The sequence below is a fragment of the Rhodopirellula sp. P2 genome (genome assembly GCF_028768465.1).
Lineage (GTDB): Bacteria > Planctomycetota > Planctomycetia > Pirellulales > Pirellulaceae > Rhodopirellula.
The window spans coordinates 1638655-1660170 of sequence record NZ_CP118225.1 but is presented as its reverse complement, the minus strand read 5'-3'; the positions used below and the strand labels follow the sequence as shown (position 1 = coordinate 1660170).

Annotated in this window: 16 protein-coding genes; 15 read left to right on the top strand and 1 reads right to left on the bottom strand. The window is 58.3% G+C overall.

The window, feature by feature from the left end:
- Window positions 1-6: 6 nt before the first annotated feature.
- The 6 genes from groL to PSR62_RS05715 all read left to right on the top strand — a co-directional run bounded on the left by groL (window position 7) and on the right by PSR62_RS05715 (window position 7087).
- Window positions 7-1629 (top strand): chaperonin GroEL, encoded by a 1623-nt coding sequence (gene groL, locus PSR62_RS05740; protein WP_274406857.1) that lies wholly within the window; start codon window positions 7-9, stop codon window positions 1627-1629.
- A 206-nt stretch (window positions 1630-1835) separates the two neighbouring features.
- Entirely contained in the window at window positions 1836-3014 is a 1179-nt protein-coding gene (dnaJ, locus tag PSR62_RS05735) for a molecular chaperone DnaJ (protein WP_274406856.1), read from the top strand.
- Window positions 3011-3613 (top strand): nucleotide exchange factor GrpE, encoded by a 603-nt coding sequence (locus PSR62_RS05730; protein WP_274406855.1) that lies wholly within the window; start codon window positions 3011-3013, stop codon window positions 3611-3613. The genes dnaJ and PSR62_RS05730 overlap by 4 nt, the downstream gene beginning before the upstream one ends.
- A 90-nt stretch (window positions 3614-3703) precedes the next feature.
- Window positions 3704-3985, top strand: coding sequence for an FmdB family zinc ribbon protein (locus tag PSR62_RS05725; protein ID WP_274406854.1), 282 nt, complete (start codon window positions 3704-3706; stop codon window positions 3983-3985).
- Window positions 3986-4216: 231 nt separating this feature from the next.
- Window positions 4217-5023 carry an MBL fold metallo-hydrolase gene (locus PSR62_RS05720; RefSeq protein ID WP_274406853.1) on the top strand — a complete coding sequence of 269 codons (807 nt, stop codon included), beginning with the start codon at window positions 4217-4219 and terminating at the stop codon, window positions 5021-5023.
- A gap of 423 nt (window positions 5024-5446) precedes the next feature.
- The gene (locus PSR62_RS05715) at window positions 5447-7087 is read left to right on the top strand and encodes an L-serine ammonia-lyase, iron-sulfur-dependent, subunit alpha (RefSeq protein ID WP_274406852.1); all 1641 of its coding nucleotides are present in this window, start codon (window positions 5447-5449) and stop codon (window positions 7085-7087) included.
- Window positions 7088-7248: 161 nt separating this feature from the next.
- Here the strand turns inward: PSR62_RS05715 and PSR62_RS05710 are convergent, their stop codons facing one another.
- The gene (locus PSR62_RS05710; RefSeq protein WP_274406851.1) at window positions 7249-8028 is read right to left on the bottom strand and encodes a DUF1559 domain-containing protein; all 780 of its coding nucleotides are present in this window, start codon (window positions 8026-8028) and stop codon (window positions 7249-7251) included.
- 394 nt (window positions 8029-8422) lie between these two features.
- Here PSR62_RS05710 and PSR62_RS05705 point away from each other — a divergent pair, with 394 nt between their 5' ends.
- From PSR62_RS05705 to PSR62_RS05665, 9 genes are all read left to right on the top strand, one after another.
- Complete coding sequence (locus PSR62_RS05705) at window positions 8423-9463, top strand: AAA family ATPase (protein ID WP_274406850.1); 1041 nt, start codon at window positions 8423-8425, stop codon at window positions 9461-9463.
- 123 nt (window positions 9464-9586) lie between these two features.
- Complete coding sequence (locus PSR62_RS05700; protein WP_274406849.1) at window positions 9587-9955, top strand: endonuclease domain-containing protein; 369 nt, start codon at window positions 9587-9589, stop codon at window positions 9953-9955.
- 203 nt (window positions 9956-10158) lie between these two features.
- A complete protein-coding gene (locus tag PSR62_RS05695; protein WP_274406848.1) occupies window positions 10159-11070 on the top strand; it encodes a DUF58 domain-containing protein in 912 nt (303 codons plus the stop codon).
- Window positions 11067-13124: a BatA domain-containing protein gene (locus PSR62_RS05690; protein WP_274406847.1), complete on the top strand. Its 2058-nt coding sequence runs from the start codon at window positions 11067-11069 to the stop codon at window positions 13122-13124. Before PSR62_RS05695 ends, PSR62_RS05690 begins: the two co-directional genes overlap by 4 nt.
- The gene (locus tag PSR62_RS05685; protein ID WP_274406846.1) at window positions 13121-15385 is read left to right on the top strand and encodes a hypothetical protein; all 2265 of its coding nucleotides are present in this window, start codon (window positions 13121-13123) and stop codon (window positions 15383-15385) included. The genes PSR62_RS05690 and PSR62_RS05685 overlap by 4 nt, the downstream gene beginning before the upstream one ends.
- Window positions 15382-18666, top strand: coding sequence for a hypothetical protein (locus tag PSR62_RS05680; RefSeq protein ID WP_274406845.1), 3285 nt, complete (start codon window positions 15382-15384; stop codon window positions 18664-18666). The genes PSR62_RS05685 and PSR62_RS05680 overlap by 4 nt, the downstream gene beginning before the upstream one ends.
- Window positions 18666-19433, top strand: a complete 768-nt coding sequence (locus tag PSR62_RS05675; protein WP_274406844.1) for a hypothetical protein — start codon at window positions 18666-18668, stop codon at window positions 19431-19433. The genes PSR62_RS05680 and PSR62_RS05675 overlap by 1 nt, the downstream gene beginning before the upstream one ends.
- A complete protein-coding gene (locus tag PSR62_RS05670) occupies window positions 19430-20230 on the top strand; it encodes a hypothetical protein (protein WP_274406843.1) in 801 nt (266 codons plus the stop codon). Before PSR62_RS05675 ends, PSR62_RS05670 begins: the two co-directional genes overlap by 4 nt.
- A 5-nt stretch (window positions 20231-20235) precedes the next feature.
- Window positions 20236-21294 carry a squalene--hopene cyclase gene (locus PSR62_RS05665; RefSeq protein ID WP_443217364.1) on the top strand — a complete coding sequence of 353 codons (1059 nt, stop codon included), beginning with the start codon at window positions 20236-20238 and terminating at the stop codon, window positions 21292-21294.
- Window positions 21295-21516: the final 222 nt, after the last annotated feature.

Sequence of the window (21516 nt, the reverse complement as noted above, 5' to 3'; positions counted from 1 at the left end):
TCAGTCGTGGCAAAACAATTGCTTTTTGACGATCACGCTCGGGCCCGCATGTTGGCCGGCGTTGAAAAACTGGCCAAGGCCGTCGCAACGACGATGGGCCCCACCGGTCGGAATGTGATCATCGACAAATCCTTTGGCGGTCCCACCGTGACCAAAGACGGCGTGACCGTTGCCAAAGAAATCGAACTCGAAGATCGCTTCGAGAACATGGGTGCGAAACTCGTCATCGAAGTCGCTCAAAAGACCAGCGACTTGGCCGGCGACGGAACCACCACCGCAACCGTGCTCGCTCGTGCCATCTTCAAAGAAGGCCTGCGAAACATCGTTGCCGGTAGCAACCCAACCGCGATTCGTCGCGGGATCGAAAAGGCTGTCGAAGCCGCTTGCGATCAATTGGTTGAAATGGGACGCCCAGTCAACGGGAAACAAGAAGTCGCTCACGTCGGTGCGATCTCTGCCAACAACGACAACGTGATCGGCGAATTGCTCGCGGACGCGTTGGAACGAGTCGGCAAAGACGGCGTCATCACCGTGGAAGAAGGCAAGAGCCGCAACACCGAAGTCGAATACGTCGACGGAATGCAGTTCGACAAAGGCTACGTCTCGCCTTACTTCATCAACGATTCCAGCACCATGGAAGCGAGTCTCGAAGACGCGTTGGTGTTGTTGTACGAAAAGAAAGTCAGCAACATCCGCGACCTCGTGCCGTTGCTCGAGAAGACCGCTCAAACCGGTCAGCCCCTGTTGATCATCGCAGAAGACGTCGATGCGGAAGCATTGACGTTGCTGGTGGTCAACAAACTCCGTGGCACGCTGAACGTGTGTGCGGTCAAGGCTCCTGGCTTCGGCGACCGTCGCAAATCCATGCTGGGTGACATCGCAACGTTGACCGGCGGAACGCTGATCAGCGAAGACCTCGGCATGCAGCTCGAGAACGTCACCTTGGAACACCTCGGTCGCGCGAAGAAAGTCACCGTCGACAAGTCGAACACGACCATCGTCGAAGGTGCCGGCAAACGCGAAGACATCGACAAACGTGTCGCTCAAATCCGCGCTCAAATCGAGCAAACGGACAGCGATTACGACAAGGAAAAGTTCCAAGAGCGTTTGGCCAAACTGGCCGGCGGTGTGGCTGTCATCAGCGTCGGTGCCGAAACCGAAGCTGAAATGAAGCAAACCAAGGCTCGCTTGGAAGACGCTTTGCACGCAACCCGCGCTGCAGTCGAAGAAGGCATCCTGCCTGGTGGCGGTGTGGCTTTGGTTCACTGCCGCGAAGCGTTGGAAGCTGCCAAGAAGAAGGCCAAAGGCGACGAGAAAATCGGAGTCGAGATTGTCCTGCGAGCCCTGGATGCTCCCATGCGTCAAATCGCCGACAACGGTGGCATCGACGGCAGCGTTGTGGTCGACGAAGTCTTGCAAAAGAACAACCCCAAGATCGGTTTCAACGCTCACACGGGCGAATACACCGACATGGTCAAAGCCGGCGTCATCGACCCGGTCAAAGTGGTTCGCACCGCCTTGACCAATGCCGCCAGCATTGCAGGCTTGTTGCTCACGACCGAAGCCTTGGTCACGAACTTCGAGCAAGAAGACAAAGACAAACGTCCTGTCGAAGGCATGATTAGCTAATCGCCTTTCCAAATCCGCCAGCGTCGAAGGACAGGATCATTGATTCCGCCTTCGACACTGCAATTTATAAATGGGCCGTTCGCCATCGGTGAGCGGCCCGTTTTCATGACCCTCCCAGCGTCGTTCCCATCACGTCCCAGCCGGACCGATGGACGACTCGGCGCCGAGGTGATCACCGACCACGAACACTCACTGTTTGATTTCTCATGGCCACCCAAACCTGCTACTACGAAGTGCTGAAGGTCGAGCGAACGGCCACGAAGCAGCAGGTCGATCGCGCGTACCGCAAACTTGCTATCAAGTACCACCCCGATAGCAACCGGGACGACGAAACCGCGACGACAAAATTCAAAGAAGCCACCGAAGCCTACGAAGTCCTCAGCGACGCCAACAAGCGAGCCCGGTACGACCAATACGGCCACGCCGGGGTCGAAGGCACCACGCAACAATACGGCGATGTCGAAGACATCTTCGAAGCCTTCGGCGACCTGTTCGGCGGCGGTTTTGGCGACATCTTTGGCGGAGGCTCCCGGCGGGGCGGTGGCGGGCGACGACGTGTTCGACGCGGCGCCGATGTTCGCTGCGATGTCACGCTGACACTCGAAGAAGCCGCTCGTGGATGCCACAAAGACATCGTCTTCCGTCGCCGCGTTTCGTGCGACACCTGCGACGGCAGTGGTGCTGCCGCAGGCAGCGAACCGGTCACCTGCACCATGTGCGGCGGACAGGGACAAGTCATCCAGTCCGCAGGCATCCTGCGTGTCCAAACGACTTGCCCAACCTGCAAAGGCGCTGGCAAACAAATCGGCGAACCCTGCGGGAAATGCCGTGGCACAGGAACACAAAACAAAAAGGCCGAGATGAACGTTGAGATCCCCGCGGGGGTCGACGACGGCATGCGAGTCCGCTTGCAGGGCGAGGGCGAACCCAGCCCCGATGGTGGCCCCAGCGGCGATTGCTACTGCTTCATCTCCGTCAAAGAACACGATCTGTTCAAACGCGAAGGCCAGCATCTGATTTTGCAGATGCCCATCTCCTACGCTCAGGCCGCGCTCGGCGCTGCGATCAACGTGCCGACTCTCGATGGACCGCACGAACTGACCGTTCCCTCCGGAACACAGACCGGACACGTCTTCACCATTCGTGGCCAGGGCATCGTCGATCCTCGCAGCGGACGAACCGGCGACTTGCTGGTCCAGATCTTCATCGAAGTCCCCAAGAAGCTCAGCGACAAACAACAAAAACTGCTCCGCGAATTGGCCGAACTCGACCACGATTCAGTGCTTCCCGAACGCACTTCGTTTCTCGACAAACTTCGCCACTTTTTTGACCCCGAACCGGAAGACGCCAACACCGGCTCAACCGACACGGAGAAAGACTCATGAACGAACCATCCAAAGAAGAATTCCAATCCGAAGACGAATCATTGGACTCCCAAGCCAACGCTTCGTTCGAAAACGATTCCGCCACCAACGACGAAGCCTTCTCCCAAGCCGGTGAGGAAACTCGCGACGAAGAAATGATGCGTCTGCGTGGCGAAGTGGAAGAAGCGAACAAGCGTGTTTTGCAAGCCCAAGCCGAAGCGGAGAACTTCCGCAAACGCTTGCGACGCGACACCGAAGCCCAACTGAAATTCGCTGGCATGCCGCTGGTCACCGACATCCTCCAAGTCCGCGACAACCTGTTGCGAGCGATCGACGCAGCAACCGCTGCGGGGGAAGGGGAATCGGTCGCCGGATTGGTCGAAGGTGTTTCCATGGTTCGCAAGCAGCTCGATGACGTGCTGGCCAAACACGCGATCAAAGAGATCCCGGCCGCAGGCGAACTGTTCGACCCGAACTTTCACGAAGCCATCTCGCAAATGCCTCATCCTGAGATCGCCTCGGGCATGGTGGCTCACGTCGCCACACCTGGCTTCCAAATGCATGACCGCGTTGTGCGTCCGGCTCAAGTCGTCGTCAGCACCGGTGATGGCTCCGCCTGATCCGTGGCGAAAGTCGTCAAGACTTTCGAAGATCACCGACTCGACTTTGACGTCATTCCTCCCTCCCCCTTCTTCTTTCAATCCTTTGCTATGCCGACTTACGATTATCTGTGCGAAGCTTGTGGTCACGAGTTGGAAGTGTTCCAAGGCATCAACGACGAAGTGCTGAAGAAGTGCCCGGAATGCAAAAAGAACAAACTGCAACGCCAGTTTGGAACCGGGGCTGCAATCGTCTTCAAAGGCAGCGGTTTCTACCAAACCGACTACCGCAGCGAGAGCTACAAAAAAGGTCAGAGCGCCGACAAACCCAAGGCGGAACCCAAAGGCGATGGAAAAAAGAGCGACAGCAAAGCGAAGAAGTCGAAGGACTGAACGCGCTCATTGGCTCGTGCCCCGATGCAGCTTGTTTTCCGGAGAATGACGTAGCGAAAGTCGTCAAGACTTTCGAAGATCTCGTGACGGTCGAAACTCTTGACGAGTGTCGTCGACGGACGGAAACCTCCTTTCAGCAGTGACGCCGCGTTTGCTACCAGTTCAAACGCGGCAACCGCCGTTCAGAATCATTCGTCGTCAATCGCTTGAGAACCTGCTACGATTGCCGGCATGGATGTTCTGTGTTTGCAATCAGGAAGCAGCGGCAACTGTGTCTTCGTCGACACGGGCTCGGTATGCCTGCTCTTTGATGCGGGAATCAGTTTCCGCAAAGTCCAAACACGCTTGAACGAAGCCGGGCGTGATGCCTCGGAAATCGATGCCATCGTGATCTCGCACGAACACCGCGACCACATCGGTTGCCTGGGCGTCCTGAACCGCAAACTGAACGTGCCGATTCACATCAGTCGGCGAACCCTGCGAGCGACCGAAAGCCGCGTTCCACTTGGCCCCGTCCAAGACATCCAGCACTTCGTTCCCGGCGAATCATTCACGGTCGGCCAGACGACCATCGAAACCATGCCCACGCCGCACGACGGAGTCGACGGGGCCGCCTTCACACTCGACAACGGATGCTCTCGATTTGGATTGTGGACGGATCTGGGATGTGTCTTCGATGACCTGCTCGCCAGCGTCAACACGCTCGATGCATTGCTCATCGAAAGCAACTACGACGAAGACATGCTGGCCGCCTCGGCCTACCCCGACTTCCTTCGCGATCGCATCTCGGGTTCCGGCGGGCACATCTCCAACCGCGAAGCCGCGGAAGTGATCTCGCACGCCAGCGACCATCTGCAGTGGGCCTGCTTGGCTCACCTTTCCGACGAGAACAACGACCCCGACGTGACGCTGCGAACCCACCGTGAATGCCTCGGCGATCAACTGCACCTGATCTGTGCCGACCGCCATCTCGCGACGCAAGCCCTTCGGGTCTCCCCCTCGAAGAACCAAAAACTCACGCAGCAGCTGTTCTTCTAAGTAGGTCGGCAGGAACGAGCAGGCACAATCATGTGAGCCGCTTGGGCGTTCACCCCGGTTTTGCGTGGGAACCGTGGCTAACGCCAAACGGCTCACATACCCGATGACACCTGCGTACCTGCTTCAACGTCTGGGGTTGTGACGCACTATGGTTTCGCGAGTTTCCATCCCGCCGTGATCAATGGCCACGGCGGAATGGAGAGTTTTTTGAGCCAGCCGAAACTCTTGACGAGTTTCGCTACACAACCAGACGTTTCAGGATGGAACCAAACGCACAACGCCGACGACTCCCCGAATCCATCCGTTAGGGCGAACTAGCTTCCTTCCGCGTTCGGTTTTCCATGATTAATTTGACGCAGCAAGTCAATTGAGTCAGAGTCTTCGCTTCTTCCTTCTCCTCTCTTGCTGCAGTTGAGCGACCCCATGACCGTCAGCATCTTCAATGACGTCATCGGCCCGGTGATGCGTGGCCCCAGCAGTTCGCACTGCGCCGCGGCACTTCGAATTGGGCGTCTGGCCCGTGATTTGGTGGGGGGCGACCTCCAGCATGTGCTGATCCAGTTCGACGAATCCGGATCGCTACCCGCGACCCACACCAGCCAAGGATCCGACATGGGGCTGTTCGGCGGGCTGCTGGGATGGGAAGCCCACGACGAACGCCTGCCCAACTCTCGCCAACACTTGATCGACAATGGCATCGCCTTTGAATTCGAATACGGCGACTTCGGCGACGCTCACCCGAACACTTACCGCCTGACGGTTTGCGGCGAACAAGAGTCGCACACGTTGATCGCGATCTCGACCGGTGGGGGCATGATTGAGGTCACCTCCATCGATGACTTCGAGGTCCGCATGGACGGCGGCTTTGACGAGACCTTGGTTCGCCTCAATGCTCCCGCCTGCGACGACACCATCCAAGCCCTGGATTGTGAGTCGCTGGCGAAAGAACTGCTGGCTGACCATGTCCATGTACGGACATCCGATCAAAATGTGATGCTGCAGATTCAATCCAGCCAACGCTTGGAATCCGCGACGCTACAAAGATCACTTCCATGGGAAAGCTCCGAGCCGATCGTTCGGCTGGCCCCCGTGCTTCCCATCCGCTCGCGTCCCCAGGCAAAGCTCCCCTTTCAAGATTGCAGCACGCTGACATCGCTAGCCGAGGTGGATTCCAAGCCACTTTGGAAATGGGCGGTTGAATACGAAACGCAGCGTGGCGGCTTGACCGAACGCGAAGTCCTGGATCGCATGATCAAGATCGTTCAGATCGCCCGCACCAGCATTGAGTCCGGTCTGAACGGAACCGAGTACGCCGACCGAGTGCTCGGATACCAGTCCGGCGGTTTTCGCGACAAGTTGCAGTCCGGTCAGTTGCTCGACGCGGGTGCGCTGAACCAAATCGTGCTTTACACGACCGCCATGATGGAAGTGAAAAGCTCGATGGGCGTCATCATTGCCGCTCCCACTGCGGGAGCCTGCGCGGCACTGCCAGCGACTTGCTTGGCGATGGGCGAGTCCTTGTCACTCTCCGACGAAGAAATCGCCAAAGCGTTTCTGGCGGCCGGTTTGATCGGCGTGTTCATCGCGACCGCCTGGAGCTTCGCTGCCGAAGTCGGTGGATGCCAAGCCGAAGGTGGCTCGGCCGCAGCGATGTCCGCGGCAGCACTGGTCACGATGGCGGGTGGAACAACCACGCAAGCCACCGGCGCCGCATCGATGGCTCTGCAAAACATGTTGGGCCTGATCTGCGATCCGGTTGCCAACCGTGTGGAAGTCCCCTGCTTGGGCAAGAACGTGATCGCGGCCAGCAACGCGATCTCCTGTGCCAACATGTGCTTGGCTGGATTCGATCCCGTCATCCCACTGGACGAAACCATCGACGCGGCTCGCCGAGTCTCCGAACGGATGCCGCGTGAACATCGCTGCACCGCCCTGGGCGGCTTGGCCACCACGCCAACATCCCTGCAGATCGAAAAGCGACTGCAACAATGCGGCAGCGGATGTGGATGCAGCGGCGGAGCGGCTCCCATTCAATTGGACGCCAAGGTGCCCACTGCGACTTGAGCCAGTGGTCTGTTACAGCTTGGTTTCCGGGTAGCGAAACTCGTCAAGAGTTTTGTCGGTAGCGGAAAAACCGAAAGTCTTGACGACTTTCGCTACGGAGAGCAATTGCACCAACAGCATTTGATCGTGCGTTGCTAAGCCGCCAGCCATATCCCGTATCTTTAAGGGATATCAACCGGTTCGCGCCCGGCTCGCGTCAGGAGCTTCCGAAAGAGGTCTGGGTCGATCGCCTCGGAGATGAACTTCACGGCGCCGTCACCCATGCCGACGTGAAACCCTCCCTGCCAAGCCTGCCCCAGCCCGTTCAGCGGATCGTCCAGGTCAATCGCAATGTCCTCCGGCTTGGTCCAGACAACGGCTTGCTCCGCATTCGTTTCCAAAACCAAAACGGAATTCGAAAGTCCGTCCAAGAATTCCCGAAACCCAGTTCGCTGCCTCGGTTTCAGACCAATCGTGTCGCCGACGACGGCTTGGTAGATCGTGTGCCCAGGCGGGACGAGCACGCCGGGCGGCTGATAGACCGAAGGGATCTGCTGAGCCAAGGGAAGGTTGTGCTCGCTGTCCCAGGGTTCGTCCAATCGGAATTGCTGGTACAGCTCATTCTCGTCATGGAAGGGCAACAAAGCCACTCGCCAACTCAGCAACGGATTCCCATCGTCATCCACGATGGCAGAGAGAGGCAGTTCGCTAAAAGCGGCGTGGTGATTGTGCATCGCCAACATGATCTGCTTGATGTTGTTGGATGACTGCATCCGACGCGCCGCTTGTCTGGCAGCTTGCACAGCCGGCAGCAACAACCCCACCAACACGCCGGTCGATGCGATTCCCATCTGCGACTCCACCGCGATGGTCAGATCCGTGCCCTCGCGAATTGGCTGAATCGCCTCCTTCACTAAGGCTGAGACTCGCTCGGCATACGCTTCTGTTGCCTGCCGCATCATCGGGGACATATCGCCCACCGACCTTCTCGACGGGCGCCGACTCCGCCAACAAGTCGGTCTGCACCACCGCGCGAAGAGCGTCTTGTGCATGAGTTTTCGAGGAACCGCCCGGCACCGCCGTCGCGGCGAGCACCAGGATCATCCCCAGCCACTTCGAGTGCCCGCCAAATCCATTTTGCCGCTGTTTTCCGCGGCCTTTGCAAACAGTGTCCCGCATCTTCGATCCCCTCGTGTCAAAAAACTTGATTTTCCAAACTCATAGGCGCACGGCGGCTTCCGGCCTTTCGACGCTGCGAAACCGGACCAAACTTCCCACCATCACTTTGCTTCGATCCCCCAAAGGGGGTTATAGTACACCGCTGGTTTCAACCATGTTCACGACGGGAAATAACAGATGTCGCATTCGGCGGTCTCCAATCCTTCATCCGCTTCCTCGGTGACCGAACCATCGCTGAGCGATGACGATGTCCAAGCGGTCGATCGCCTCGGACGGTTGACCCAGCAACTCCGAGACGAGTTGGCTCGTGTGATCGTTGGCCAACGCGAGACGGTCGACTTGTTGTTGGTGTGTCTGTTTGCCCGGCGGCACGCTTTGCTGATGGGTGTCCCGGGACTCGCCAAGACACTGCTGGTCAGCAAGCTCGCCGAAACGATGTCGCTGCAGTTCAGTCGCATTCAGTTCACACCGGACTTGATGCCCATGGACATCACCGGCACCGACATCTTGCAAGACAACGGCGACGGGCGTCGCGAGTTCCAATTTGCTCACGGTCCCGTGTTCGCCAACATCGTGCTGGCCGACGAAATCAACCGAGCACCACCCAAGACCCAGGCCGCGATGCTGGAAGCGATGCAAGAGCAACGCATCACAGTCGTTGGCAAAGGCTTTGACTTGCCCCCACCGTTCATGGTGCTCGCAACTCAGAACCCAGTCGAACAAGAGGGCACGTACCCGTTGCCGGAAGCTCAACTGGATCGCTTCATGGCCTTGATCGAACTGGACTACCCATCCGAAGAAGAAGAGATCGCGATCGCGCGCACGACCACCGGCGGACGCCTGCCTGAACTCCAGCACTTGATGACGGCAGAAAACATCATCGCCAATCAAGACTTGGTGCGGCGTATCCCGGTGCCCGATCACATCTACACGGAAGCCGCCCAATTGGTCCGCAAGACTCGACCGGCCGGCGGAACCGCGCCGTCCTGGTTGCTGCCCTTGGTGTCCTGGGGTGCTGGTCCACGAGCGGTTCAGGATTTGATCTTGGGCGCCAAGTCTCACGCCGCCTTGGAAGGTTCGTACATGGTCCGCACCGAAGACGTTCGCGCGGTGGCTCAGCCCGTGCTGACTCACCGACTGATCACCACCTTCGCCGCCCAAGCCGAAGGCATGTCCGCTCGAGACATCGTCGCCCGATTGCTCGAGGAGGAAGGCTAGGTAGTAGCTGTTAGCTGTTAGTAAAAAAGAGGGAGCGTCAGCGACGCGATGTCCCCTCTCCCCCGGCTTCCGGGGGAGAGGGCAAGGGTGAGGGGGAATCCAACCCAAGTCTCAAAGCCAACCATGCCAATCCGCCAACCACCTCAATTCACCCAAAACGCACGCGAACTTCGCACCCACCAAACCAAGCCCGAATCACTCGTCTGGACACTCCTCCGCAACCGTCGACTCAACGGACACAAATTCCGACGCCAGTTTCCAATCCCGCCTTTCATCGCTGACTTCGCCTGCGTCGAGAAACGATTGATCGTTGAACTCGATGGCGACTACCACGAACATCAAGAGCAACAAGACATGAACCGAACAGCTCGATTGAACCGCGAAGGATGGACCGTGATTCGTTTTCGAAACACAGATGTCTTGGAGAACACTGAAGCGGTTGGTGTCGCGATTCTGCGGGCGATGGGGGAGGAATGGAAAAGTCATGAATGATGGTGTTTTGGAATCTGCCCCCTCACCCTTGCCCTCTCCCCCGGAAGCCGGGGGAGAGGGGACGACGCGTCGCTTCGCTCCTTGGGGGAGACAACTCTTAGCTTCTAGCTTCTAGCCTCTAGCCTCTAGCCTCTAGCCTCTAGCCTCTAGCCTCTAGCAACTCGCAACTCGCAACTCGCAACTCGCAACTCACTTCCAACGCTTTGTCCGAACAACACACTCCTCGCGAATTTCTGGAACCGACTGTCTTGGCAGGCTTGTCGGGGTTGCCTTTGTTTGCGCGCCGGCCAATGCGAGGCAATGTTTCTGGTCGGCACACCAGCCCCATGCGGGGCGCCAGTGTGGAGTTCGCCGAGTACCGGAAGTACGTGCCCGGCGATGACCTCAGGCGACTGGACTGGCGAGCCCATGGTCGCAGCGATCGCTACTACGTCAAAGAGTTCGAAGCGGACACCAACCTGCGATTGCAACTGGTTTTGGACACCAGCGGCTCAATGGAATATGGCTCCGGTGAACTCAATAAATTGCAGTACGCTCGTCGGATCGCCGCGGCGATTGGCTACTTGGCCGTGCAACAGGGCGACGCCGTGGGACTGTCGTGTGTCAGCAATGGCATCACCGGTCACCTGCCTCCACGCCGCAACCCGGCTCACCTCAAAACCATCTTCGATGCCCTCGAAGAAACTCGCGGCCAAGGCGAAACCCATCTCGCCGATGTCTTGCATGAATTGGCCGAGACAACCCGCCAAGCCGCGATGGTGATCGTGATCTCGGACTTCTTCGTCGATCCGGATCAACTGCGAAGCTGCTTTGAACACTTGCGATTCCGCAAACACGATCTGTCACTGTTCCATCTGCTCGATCCGATGGAACTGAACTTCGAATTTTCCCGGCCGACCCGCTTCCTCGACATGGAAGGAGGCACGGCCATCTTCGCGGAACCAAGCGAGATTGCGGATCGGTATCACGATGCCTTGCAAAGTTACTTGGATCAACTGCAACGGATCGTGGTGTCCTCCGGCGTCGACTACCACCGCGTCAGCATTGATCAACCGTACCCCGAAGTGCTGACGAACTTCTTGACCCGACGTGCGATGGCAAAGGGGGGACGATGAGCTTTCTCCAACCTTGGATGCTGCTCGCCCTGCCGATCGCTTTGCTGCCGATCCTGATCCACTTGATCAACCAGCGTCGTTATCAAACGACGCAGTGGGCCGCGATGAGGTTCCTGCTGGCCGCAAACCGAATGAATCGAGGTTACGCTCGCATTCGCCAGTGGGCCATTCTGGCTTTGCGAACCCTGGTGCTGTTGGCCTTGATCGTTGCCATCGGACGACCACTCGCCAGCGGTTCGCTGGGTGGCGGTTTGGTCGGCTCACTCTCAGGCGGCTCGTCCGCGAACACGATCGTGCTGCTGGATCGATCGCCCTCGATGAACGCCAACGCGGCGGGTGACTCGCGAACCAAACTGCAAGCCGGTGTGGCTCAAATCGCTGAAACATTGCAAACACTCGGTGCCGGCCGAGTCCTGCTGATCGACAGCAACACGGTCGCGGCGGCCGAATCATCCCCCGCGCGAGAACTGGCGTCTCCCGAAGAACTGCTGGACCTCCCGCAAACGGGCCCGTCGGATGCATCGGCAGACATCCCTGCGATGATGCTGGCGGCACTCGACACCATCCAAGCCAACTCGATGGGACAAACCGATGTTTGGATTTGCTCGGATGCTCGCGAACACGATTGGCAATCGCGAGACGGACGTTGGCCCACGCTTCGCGAAGCCCTCGCCCAATTCGGACGCCGAGTCCGGTTCCGTCTGTTGACCGTCGCGGGAACGGACCAACCCAACCGAGCGATCCGCATCGACGACATCGTCCTGCGATCCGAAGGCGATGAACGTGTGCTGATGCTGTCGGGCAAACTTCAAAGCGGTTCTGAAAACAGCGACACGGCGAACGCACCCGCGCCATCGATCCGCATGGATCTGGATGGAGCTGAATCGATTGTTGAACTGCCACTTGATTCCGGTTCGGGTGAATTCACGGACTTGCGAGTCCCCTTGGATCGTGAACAAGTGAGCGGACTGGGTCACGTGTCGTTGCCCGCCGATGGGAACAACGCCGACAACACGTATTACTTTGTCTTTGACGAACCACCGCCACGAAAAAGCGTGGTGGTGTCCTCGAACGAGGACGTTGCCAACGTGCTGCGATTGGCCGCCGAGATCACTCCCGATCCAAACATCGAGGCTTCCGCTGAAGTCCTGCTGCCCGCCGAAGTGCCATCGATCGCCTGGGATGAAACCGCACTCTTGCTTTGGCAAGCCCCACTGCCCACCGGCGCGTCCAACGCCGAACTTCGTAAACGCTTGGAATCGTTCCTGGACCGCGGGGGCCGAGTGATCTTCTTTCCGCCCGACAATCCTGATCCCAACGCGGAATTGTTTGGCGTGTCGTATTCTCCCTGGACGGACTTGAAAGACGACGTCTCGATCGCGACTTGGCGAGGTGAAGCCGACTTGCTCGGCAAGACATTGGCGGGAGCGTCCCTGCCGGTTGGAAAACTGAAGGTGCATCGTCTGGCGGCCCTGTCCGGTGAAACCACCCCGCTGGCCAAACTCTCCAATGACGAACCGGTGATGGTCCGAGTCCCCACGCCTCGCGGTGGCGTTTACTTTTGTGGCACGACCCCGGCGGCAGAGGATTCGACCCTTTCATCGGACGGTGTTGTGCTTTACGTGATGATCCAGCGAGCCTTGGTCGACGGTGCTGCGTCGCTGGCCAACACAGGTCGCTTGGATGCGGGAACGGTCGATGCAGAAGTAGCCGCGAGTTGGAAACGATTGCAAGGGCCGGACGATTCGCTTTCAACAGAACACGCTTTCACCGCAGGGGTCTACGCCGATGGTGACCGCTTCAACGCGATCAATCGATCCGCCGGAGAAGACGCCACCGACACACTGGAAGAATCCCAAATCGACGACCTCTTTCAAGGTTTGGTGTTGGAACGCGTCAACCAAACCGCGGGCGAGTCCAATTCCTTGGTCGATGAAGTCTGGCGAGCGTTCCTGATCTTGATGCTGATCGCGATGGTCGGCGAAGCCATCCTGTGTTTGCCGCGGCAATCCGCCCAACCAGCCTCCCCATCCGTCGGAGGTGCCACGGCATGATCGAAACCTACTCGCTCTCGTTTGCCTGGACGCCTTGGACGATCGCCATCGCGGTGCTGGCAATCACGTTGACGCTCGTGTTGGGCTTCCTGGCGTGCTGGCGAAACCACTTCCGCAAAGCGACGGTGTTGCTGGAAGCGTTGCGTTTGGTTGTCGTCGTGATCGCCGCGATGTTGCTCGGCGGTCCTGAATGGGTCGAACAATACGTTCCCGATGACAAACCCGTCGTCGCGGTGCTGTACGACAATTCCGGCAGCATGCAAACGCGGGACGTGGTGAATTCGGAACCTCAAACCCGCGAACAAGCAATCGCCTCGCTGACGCAAATCGAAGCTTGGAAGTCGCTCGAATCGCGGGCCGAAGTGGTCATCGAACCGTTCGCCGAAACCAAGCCAGAACCCAGCGCCCCCGATCGCATCACCCCGATCTCCAACCCCGCCGGAATTGCTCCTGGTGAGACCGCTGAGTTCGTCGAAGAGAAAGGCACGGACCTCTCCAGCCCACTGCTGGATGTCGTCCGCAAGCACCCACATTTGCTCGGCGTCGTGTTGGCGTCGGACGGAGACTGGAACCAAGGCGACGCGCCCGTGCGTGCGGCGGGCCGACTGCGATCGATGGGCGTTCCCGTGTTCACCGTTCCCGTGGGCAGCGAAGAACGTTTGCCCGATGTCGAACTGCTCAGCTTCGATGTGCCCACCTTTGCGATCGGCGGGAAAAAGGTTCGGATCCCCTTTTCGATCGAAAGCTCGCTACCACGAGACCACGCCGCGACGGTCACCATGACCACCTCCCAAGGCGAAACGATCACCAAGGACATCCGCATTGCCGCGATGGGCCGCACCAACGATTCGATCGATTGGGAACCGGAAGAACTCGGCGATGAAACGCTGACACTGACGATCAGTAAACATCCCAACGAACTGCTCAACGACAACAACGAGATCGCCGCGCCGATCTCCATTCGAGAAGAAAAACTTCGCGTGCTCGTGATCGAATCGGTTCCCCGCTGGGAATACCGTTATCTGCGAAACGCACTGTCTCGTGATCCGGGTGTGGAGGTTTCGTGCTTGCTGTTCCATCCGGGCTTGGACGCTCGCGGGGGAGGCAACTCCGATTACATCGCAACCTTCCCCGATACAAAGGAAGAGCTGTCGAAGTACGACGTCGTCTTCCTCGGCGACGTTGGCTTGGACGACGATCAACTGACAATGGAACAATGCGAGTGGTTGCATGGTTTGGTCGAACAACAAGCCAGCGGTTTGGTCTTCATCCCCGGTTGGGAAGGCCGCCAGCTCAGCTTGCAAGAGACACCGCTGAAGGATCTGTTGCCGGTCACGCTCGACGAAGGCCAACCTGGTGGCTGGGGTTCGCGGACCGCGCAGCACTTTGAACTCACGCAACTCGGTCGCCGCAGCTTGCTGACGAAACTCGCCGACACCGCCGACGACAACCTGGAAGTCTGGGGCAACCTGCCTGGATTTCAGTGGTACGCCCCCGTGCTGGCCGCCAAACCGGGATCGGAAACGCTGCTGGTTCACCAAGAGGTCAGCAACCGCTTCGGCCGCCTGCCGCTCCTGGTCACTCGGACTTATGGAGCGGGCAAAGTCCTGTTCATGGGAACCGATGGTGCTTGGCGTTGGCGAAAAGGCGTCGAGGATTTGTACCACTATCGGTTCTGGGGCCAAGTCGTGCGTTGGATGGCGTATCGCCGGAACATGGCCCAAGGCGAAACGATGCGTTTGTATTACTCGCCCGAACAACCGCAAGTCCGCCAAACGGTCAGCGTCAACGCAAACGTGATGGAAGCCAGCGGCGAACCGCTCTCCGAAGGCGACGTGACGTTGCAAATCGTTGCTCCGTCCGGCCGTTCGCAAACGATTCAACTGCAATCCTCGGGCGAAGCCTGGGGGGCGTTCGCGGGCCGCTTCACACCGGAAGAACCCGGCGAACACAACTTGACTTTGTTTTGCAAACAAACCGGTGACTCCTTGCAGACCACGGTGTTTGCTCAAGGAGTCGCCTTGGAACAAATTGGAAAACCAGCTCGCCCGGACGTGATGCAAGAAATCGCTCGCGTCACCAACGGGCAAGTCTTCACCGTCGATCGTGTGGAAGACGTGATCGCGTGGCTGTCCGCCATGCCTGACCGCCCGCCTTCGATTCGTCGCATCGCACTTTGGAGTCACCCGGCAATCGTCGGTGGATTCATCGCTCTGTTGGCATTGTTTTGGATCGGTCGCAAGGGAGTCGGATTGATATGAAGATTGCAGACAACCATTCACCCGCGCAAACAAACTTGCGCATTCCCGATTCGCTCAAGCAGCAATTGCTGACTTACCGGCGGCGAGTTTGGCAAATCAAACTGACCGAAGCCGTCGCGATCGTGGTCGCGGGAATCGGGCTGGCGTTTCTGCTCGTCTACGGGATGGATCGCTTCACCGACACACCGGCAATTCTCCGGGGCCTGCTCTGGATCGGCGGATTCGCATTGATCGGCATCGTGCCGTGGGCGATCTACAAATGGGTCTACAAGCACCAAGCCCTCGAACCGCTCGCCAGATTGCTGAGCGAAAAGATGCCCGCGATCGGTGACCGTTTGCTGGGCGTGATCGAGCTGACTCAGAACGCCTCCGAACAAGCTCGTTCACCCCAGCTTTGCCAAGCTGCCATGGTGCAGGTCGCCGACGATGCGGCAGGCAAAGACTTTCGCGGCGCCGCCCCGAACTCCTGGTACAAAGCCTGGACCGGTTTGGCCGCCGCCACCGTGCTGGCCATCGGAACCTTGGCGGTGACCTACCCCGCTGCGACCGGTAACGCGATGACGCGATTGCTGGCACCGTGGGGTTCCACGCCGCGATACACGTTCACTCGGATCGATGCGTTGGCGAGCGACGTCTACATTCCACACGGCGAACCGGTTGTGCTGCCGGTTGCCTTGAGCGCCGATTCTCGCTGGCAACCCGAGTCCGCCGAACTGCACATTGGGCAACAGAAACCAATCCAAGCCACCCTTCGCGATGGGCAGTACGCCTTTGCCCTGCCGCCCCAACTCAGCGAACATCCAATGTCGCTCACCGTTGGGGATGTGAAGCAATCGGTGAAACTGAAACCCACGCTGCGTCCTGAACTTTCCAAGATCGTCGCGGACGTGAACTTGCCCGAATACCTCGGCCAGCCTGAACCCAAACAAATCGACACACGAGGCGGTTCGCTGACCGTTGTACGCGGAAGCCAAGCCGTCGTGACCGCGATCGCCAATCGCGAATTGGCCGATGGGAAAGTCAACGAACAATCGCGGCCCGTCGATGGACCGCAATTGGCCAGCGACTCCGTGCAAGCCACTGAGACCGAAACACTGCAGTTCCAATGGCGTGATCAGATGGGACTGACGGGACGCGAACCGTTCACGCTGTCGATCGAGGCAATTGACGACGAAGCCCCCACGTTGATCTGCGATGGACTGGAACGCCAAGCCGTCGTGTTGGATTCGGAAACACTGACGTTCCAAGTCCGCGCCAACGATGACTTCGGCATCCGCCGCGTTGGCATCCAGTGGAAAGGCATGGACGTCGGTGCGGTCGAAGAACCCGCCGAAGGCGAACGTGCGCTCGCCGCAGGCGATCCGACCGCCGCCAGTCTGGAAGCGATGGGAACGTTTTCAGCCAAGTCGCTGGGGATTCCCGCTCAACCGATCGAACTGCAAGTTTGGGCGGAGGACTACCTGCCCGAGCGGGCCCGTGTGTTGTCGCCGCCTTTTTTGCTGTACGTCCTCACCCCGGACCAGCATGCGATTTGGATGACCGAACAACTGAGCAAATGGCATCGCCAAGCTCTCGACGTTCGAGACCGCGAACGCCAACTGCACGAGAAGAACAAACAACTTCGAGCGTTGTCCGCTGACGAAATCGAACTCGAGCAACACCAACGCGACATCGAACGCCAGGCATCTGCCGAACGCTCCAACGGCCGTCGACTGGAACGTCTCGGCCAAGCGGGTGACCAATTGGTTTTGGCGGCCTCGAAGAATCCCGAAATCGGTGTCGGCCACCTGGAACGTTGGGCGGAGATGCTGCAGGTTTTGCAGGACCTCTCCGACAACCGGATGCCCAGCGTCGCGAATTTGCTGGATGACGCGGCACAAGAGGCACCGAAAATTGCATCCAAACCTGGTCCCAAGAGTCCCGGCGGTCCCCAAGCGGGACAAAGTCGTGCGGGCGGCCCAGGCCCCGGTGCTCAAGCGTCCAAGCACCCTGGCCCCAAACCACGTGCGGCACCGCAGTTGGTCGACATGGAATCCTCGGCCAACTCACCCGATGAAGGCAAAGGCTCCCCCGGTGGTCCCAAGAAACCCAGCAATCCTGCGTTGCGTTTGCCAACCACCACAGTGATGGGCAAGAGCCAACCTTCGGATGACAAACCGAAGAAGGACGAGCCTTTGAAGATGACGCAAGCGATCACCGAGCAGAAAGAATTGCTCGACGAGTTCGACAAGATCGCCGACGAACTGAATCTCATCCTGGCGAATCTCGAAGGCAGCACGTTGGTCAAACGATTGAAGGCCGCCTCACGCAAACAGAACTTGGTCGCCAAGCAATTGACCAACCATCTCGAACCGGCATTTGGTCAACGTGCCCCACGCATCGACGAGAAAGTCAAAGAGGTCTTCACCTCACTACAAACCACCGAGGACGAAAGCACGGAACAAATCTCCTACATCATGGACGACATGGAGGCCTACTTTGAACGACGACGTTTCGCCCAGTTCAAAGTCACCTTGGACGAAATGAAATCCAGTGATGTGATCGGTGGCTTGCGTCAACTTTCCGCGGCGATCAAGGACCAACAGGGCATGTCCGTCGCGCAGTGTGAGTTCTGGTCCGATTCCCTGGACCGCTGGGCAGAAAACTTGGTCGACCCCGCCTGCAACGGCAGTTGCCCCGGCGGCAAGTCACCGGAAAGCCTGCCACCGTCGATCGTTCGCGACGTGATGCAAATTTTGGAATCCGAAGTCAACCTACGCGACGAAACTCGCGTGGCCGAACAAGCCAAGGAGGCCGTTGAATCCAAGGACCACGAAGCCACCGCGGCAACGCTGGCCAAGACTCAAACGGAGATCAACGAACGCGTCGTGGACGTGATTGGCCGCATTCGCGAATTGCCCGACGCGACCAAGCACTTCGGGAAAGAGCTCAAGATGCTGGCCGCTGTCGACTCAGTGATGACCGATGCCACTTCGATCTTGAAGCAACCCAACACGGGTTCCCAAGCCATTGCCGCCGAGACCGAAGCCATTGAATTGATTCTGCGTTCCAAACGCATCAACCCGAAGGGTGGCGGAGGCGGTGGCGGTTCGCCTGGTGGCGGAACCGGAGGCGGCAACAGTGCGGATTCCGCTTTGGCGTTGCTGGGCAAAAGCAAGAACGATAAGGAAGTGCGAGAGAACAAGAACGTCACGCAATCGACCGGTGAAACCGGCGCAGAACTGCCCGAAGAATTCCGTCGCGGACTGGATCAATACTTCAGCCGACTGGGAGGATCCTGATGTCCATCCGCCGCTGGAGCTTTCTACTGCTCGGTCTGATGGCACTGATGGCGCGTCCGGTCTCATCACAGGAACTGACGAATGAGGCGATCCAAGAATTCAATGTCCTCAATCGTTTGTTAGCCAAAGAAGTCCGAGCCAAGAAGGAGAAACCCAAACCACCCGAATTCCTCAAGCCACTGATGAATGCGGAATTGTCGTTCGTGCACCGAGTGTGCAAACCGACCGAAGAACAGATGCAGGCCATCGTCGAGTCGGCTCAAGAGGCGTTTGATGAAATGGGTGACTTGCTGGCGAACAACGCTCGAGTCAACCAGCAACCTCGATTTCATGGACTCAATGGTGAAACGCTTGCAGCGAATCCCTATCGCCGAATCCGCGACGACACGATGGACTTCCTGCCGTTGCTGTTAACAGAGCAGCAATTCCAAAAGTACAAGCAAGAATCCTCTCAACGAGAGCGGATCGAACGCGAGGCCGCCACGGACTACCTCGTCACTCTCTTGGATGCAAAGTTGGTTCTCACCGACGTGCAGCAACGAAAACTTCGAACGGTCTTTCTAACCGGATGGTCGGACCTCGATGTGGAATGGATTGGCAATTATGCCAACAACCCAAACTTCGTCCCGGTCATCCCCAGCAACCTGCTCCGAAAAGTCCTCAACTCCGATCAACAAGCGGCCTGGGCCTCTCATCAGCAGGTCAGCATGGGGGTCATGATCGGCCAATCCCCAGAGCGTTTCTTAGAAAAGGAGTGGCTGCCATGAAACCGTTTGGATGGGTTGGTTTGTTCGCTGCCATTCTGCTTGGGTCACTTGGCGGAATGGCTCCCACTCGGTGCGTTGCTCAGAACCAGATTGACTTGCCCCAGTTTGACAGTTGGATTTTTCAACGACATGGCCGAGACGAAGCACGCTGTCGCACCGGCCTCAAAAAGGAAATCGAACTTCAGTTCGTCCGAATTGAACAATCCACTCCGCTGACCGAGAGCCAAAAGGACGCCCTCCGGCTCGCCGGCCAAGGTGACATCAAACGCTTCTTTGACCGAGTCAACGACGCACGTGAAAAGTTCCTCCAGATGGAACAGAAGAACGGCAACCAAGACATCAATGAAGCCTACCAACTGGCATCGCCACTTCAGCAAGAACTGACCCAAGGTCTTTTTGGCAATGGATCCCTGATTCAGAAGGTCACTCGATACGTGATGACCGAAGACCAAGCCAGCGAATTGGAAGAGCTCGAAATCAAGCAGTACCGTGCCAAACTCGAAGGCAGCAGCAAAGTGTTCCTGGCCACGCTGGGGCGTGGCGCAGCCCTGACGGCTAAACAACAACGGCAACTGCATGAGCTCTTTCAGAAAAAAATCCAACAGATCCAAGAACTCCCAACCGGCAACAATCAAGTCGCGTTGCAGCACTACCTGCTCAGCATCTGGATCGGCGAAATCACAGAGAAGGAAGCTGAGCGCATTCTCGATCCAGAACAAATCCAAATCGTCGAGAGACTCGCGGAACGGGCCAAAGGCGTTCGCCAGATGCTCCTGCAACAGGGACTGATCCAATGAAGACCATGAGCCCCAACGCGATCCTCGCTTTGCTGATGATCGGAACATTCTTTTCAACCCCCGCCCAAGCCCAATTCCCGACCGCACAACTCGGCGATGTGGTCCCGCGTGATGTTCGAGAGATCTACGAAAAAGGCCTTCAGTATCTGGCCAAATCACAAACCGAGACGGGCGAATGGTCCGGCGGATCCTACGCCGGCCCCGGCGTGACCGGCATGGCCGTGATGACGTTCCTGGCCTCGGGTGAGGACCCCAACTACGGCATCTACAGCAGCAACATCCGCCGCGGGTTGATCAGCATCGTCAACTCACAAGATTCCAACTCGGGCATCCTGGGCGGCAACAGCGGCCCCGGCGGCCACGCCAGCATGTACAACCACGGCTTCGCAATGTTGGCTCTCGCCGAAGCCTACGGTGTGGTCAACGAACGCCTGCTCACCACCGGCGGCAAGAAACTGGATCGCTCGCTCGGCGAAGCCCTGGAACTCGCCGTTCGCGGCGCAGTGACCTCGCAAAAGAAGAACTCCTACGGGGGCTGGCGATACGGCGCGGATGCCAAAGACGCCGACACCTCCGTCAGTGGCGCTGTCATGGTCGGATTGCTGGCGGCCCGCAACGCGGGCGTCAAGGTTCCCGATGAAGCGATCGACCGCGGTGTGGCCTATTTCAAATCCATGACCAGCTCGTCCGGACAAGTCGCTTACGCTGGACTGGGTGGGTTTGACAATTCGACACCGCGAATTTCGATTGGGTGCTTGGTCTATGCCGTCTCACGCCGAAAAGACATGCCCGAATTCAAAACCACCTTGACCGCGTTGACCAACCAAATGGACACCTCCGGTGGGTCCTACAAAAGCTACGGAAACTACTACCAAGCCCAGGCGTTGTTCCAAGGCGATGTCGATGCCTGGGAAAAATGGAACAAGGATTTGATCCGTCAACTCAAGGCCAGCCAGAGCGACGATGGAAGCTTCTCGGGCAACTTTGGCCCCACCGTTGAAACCTCGTTGTCGCTGTTGGCCATGGCGCTCAACTTCCGCTTCTTGCCGATCTACGAACGATGAAAACCTTGGAAAATCACGATCGCATGAAACGACCATTCGCCAAGCTCATCCGGTGTTCAGACCTTGCAAACATCGGCGTTTTCACCCTTCACCCTCCCACTGGGAGGGTCGAGCGAAGCGAGGGGAGGGTCGAGCCTGAACTCAGCAATCGCACTCCCCGGCCCGAAGCGGACCGTCCCTCCCAAAGGCACCGAAGGACTTCCACCGCGGCGAGGGTGTCCC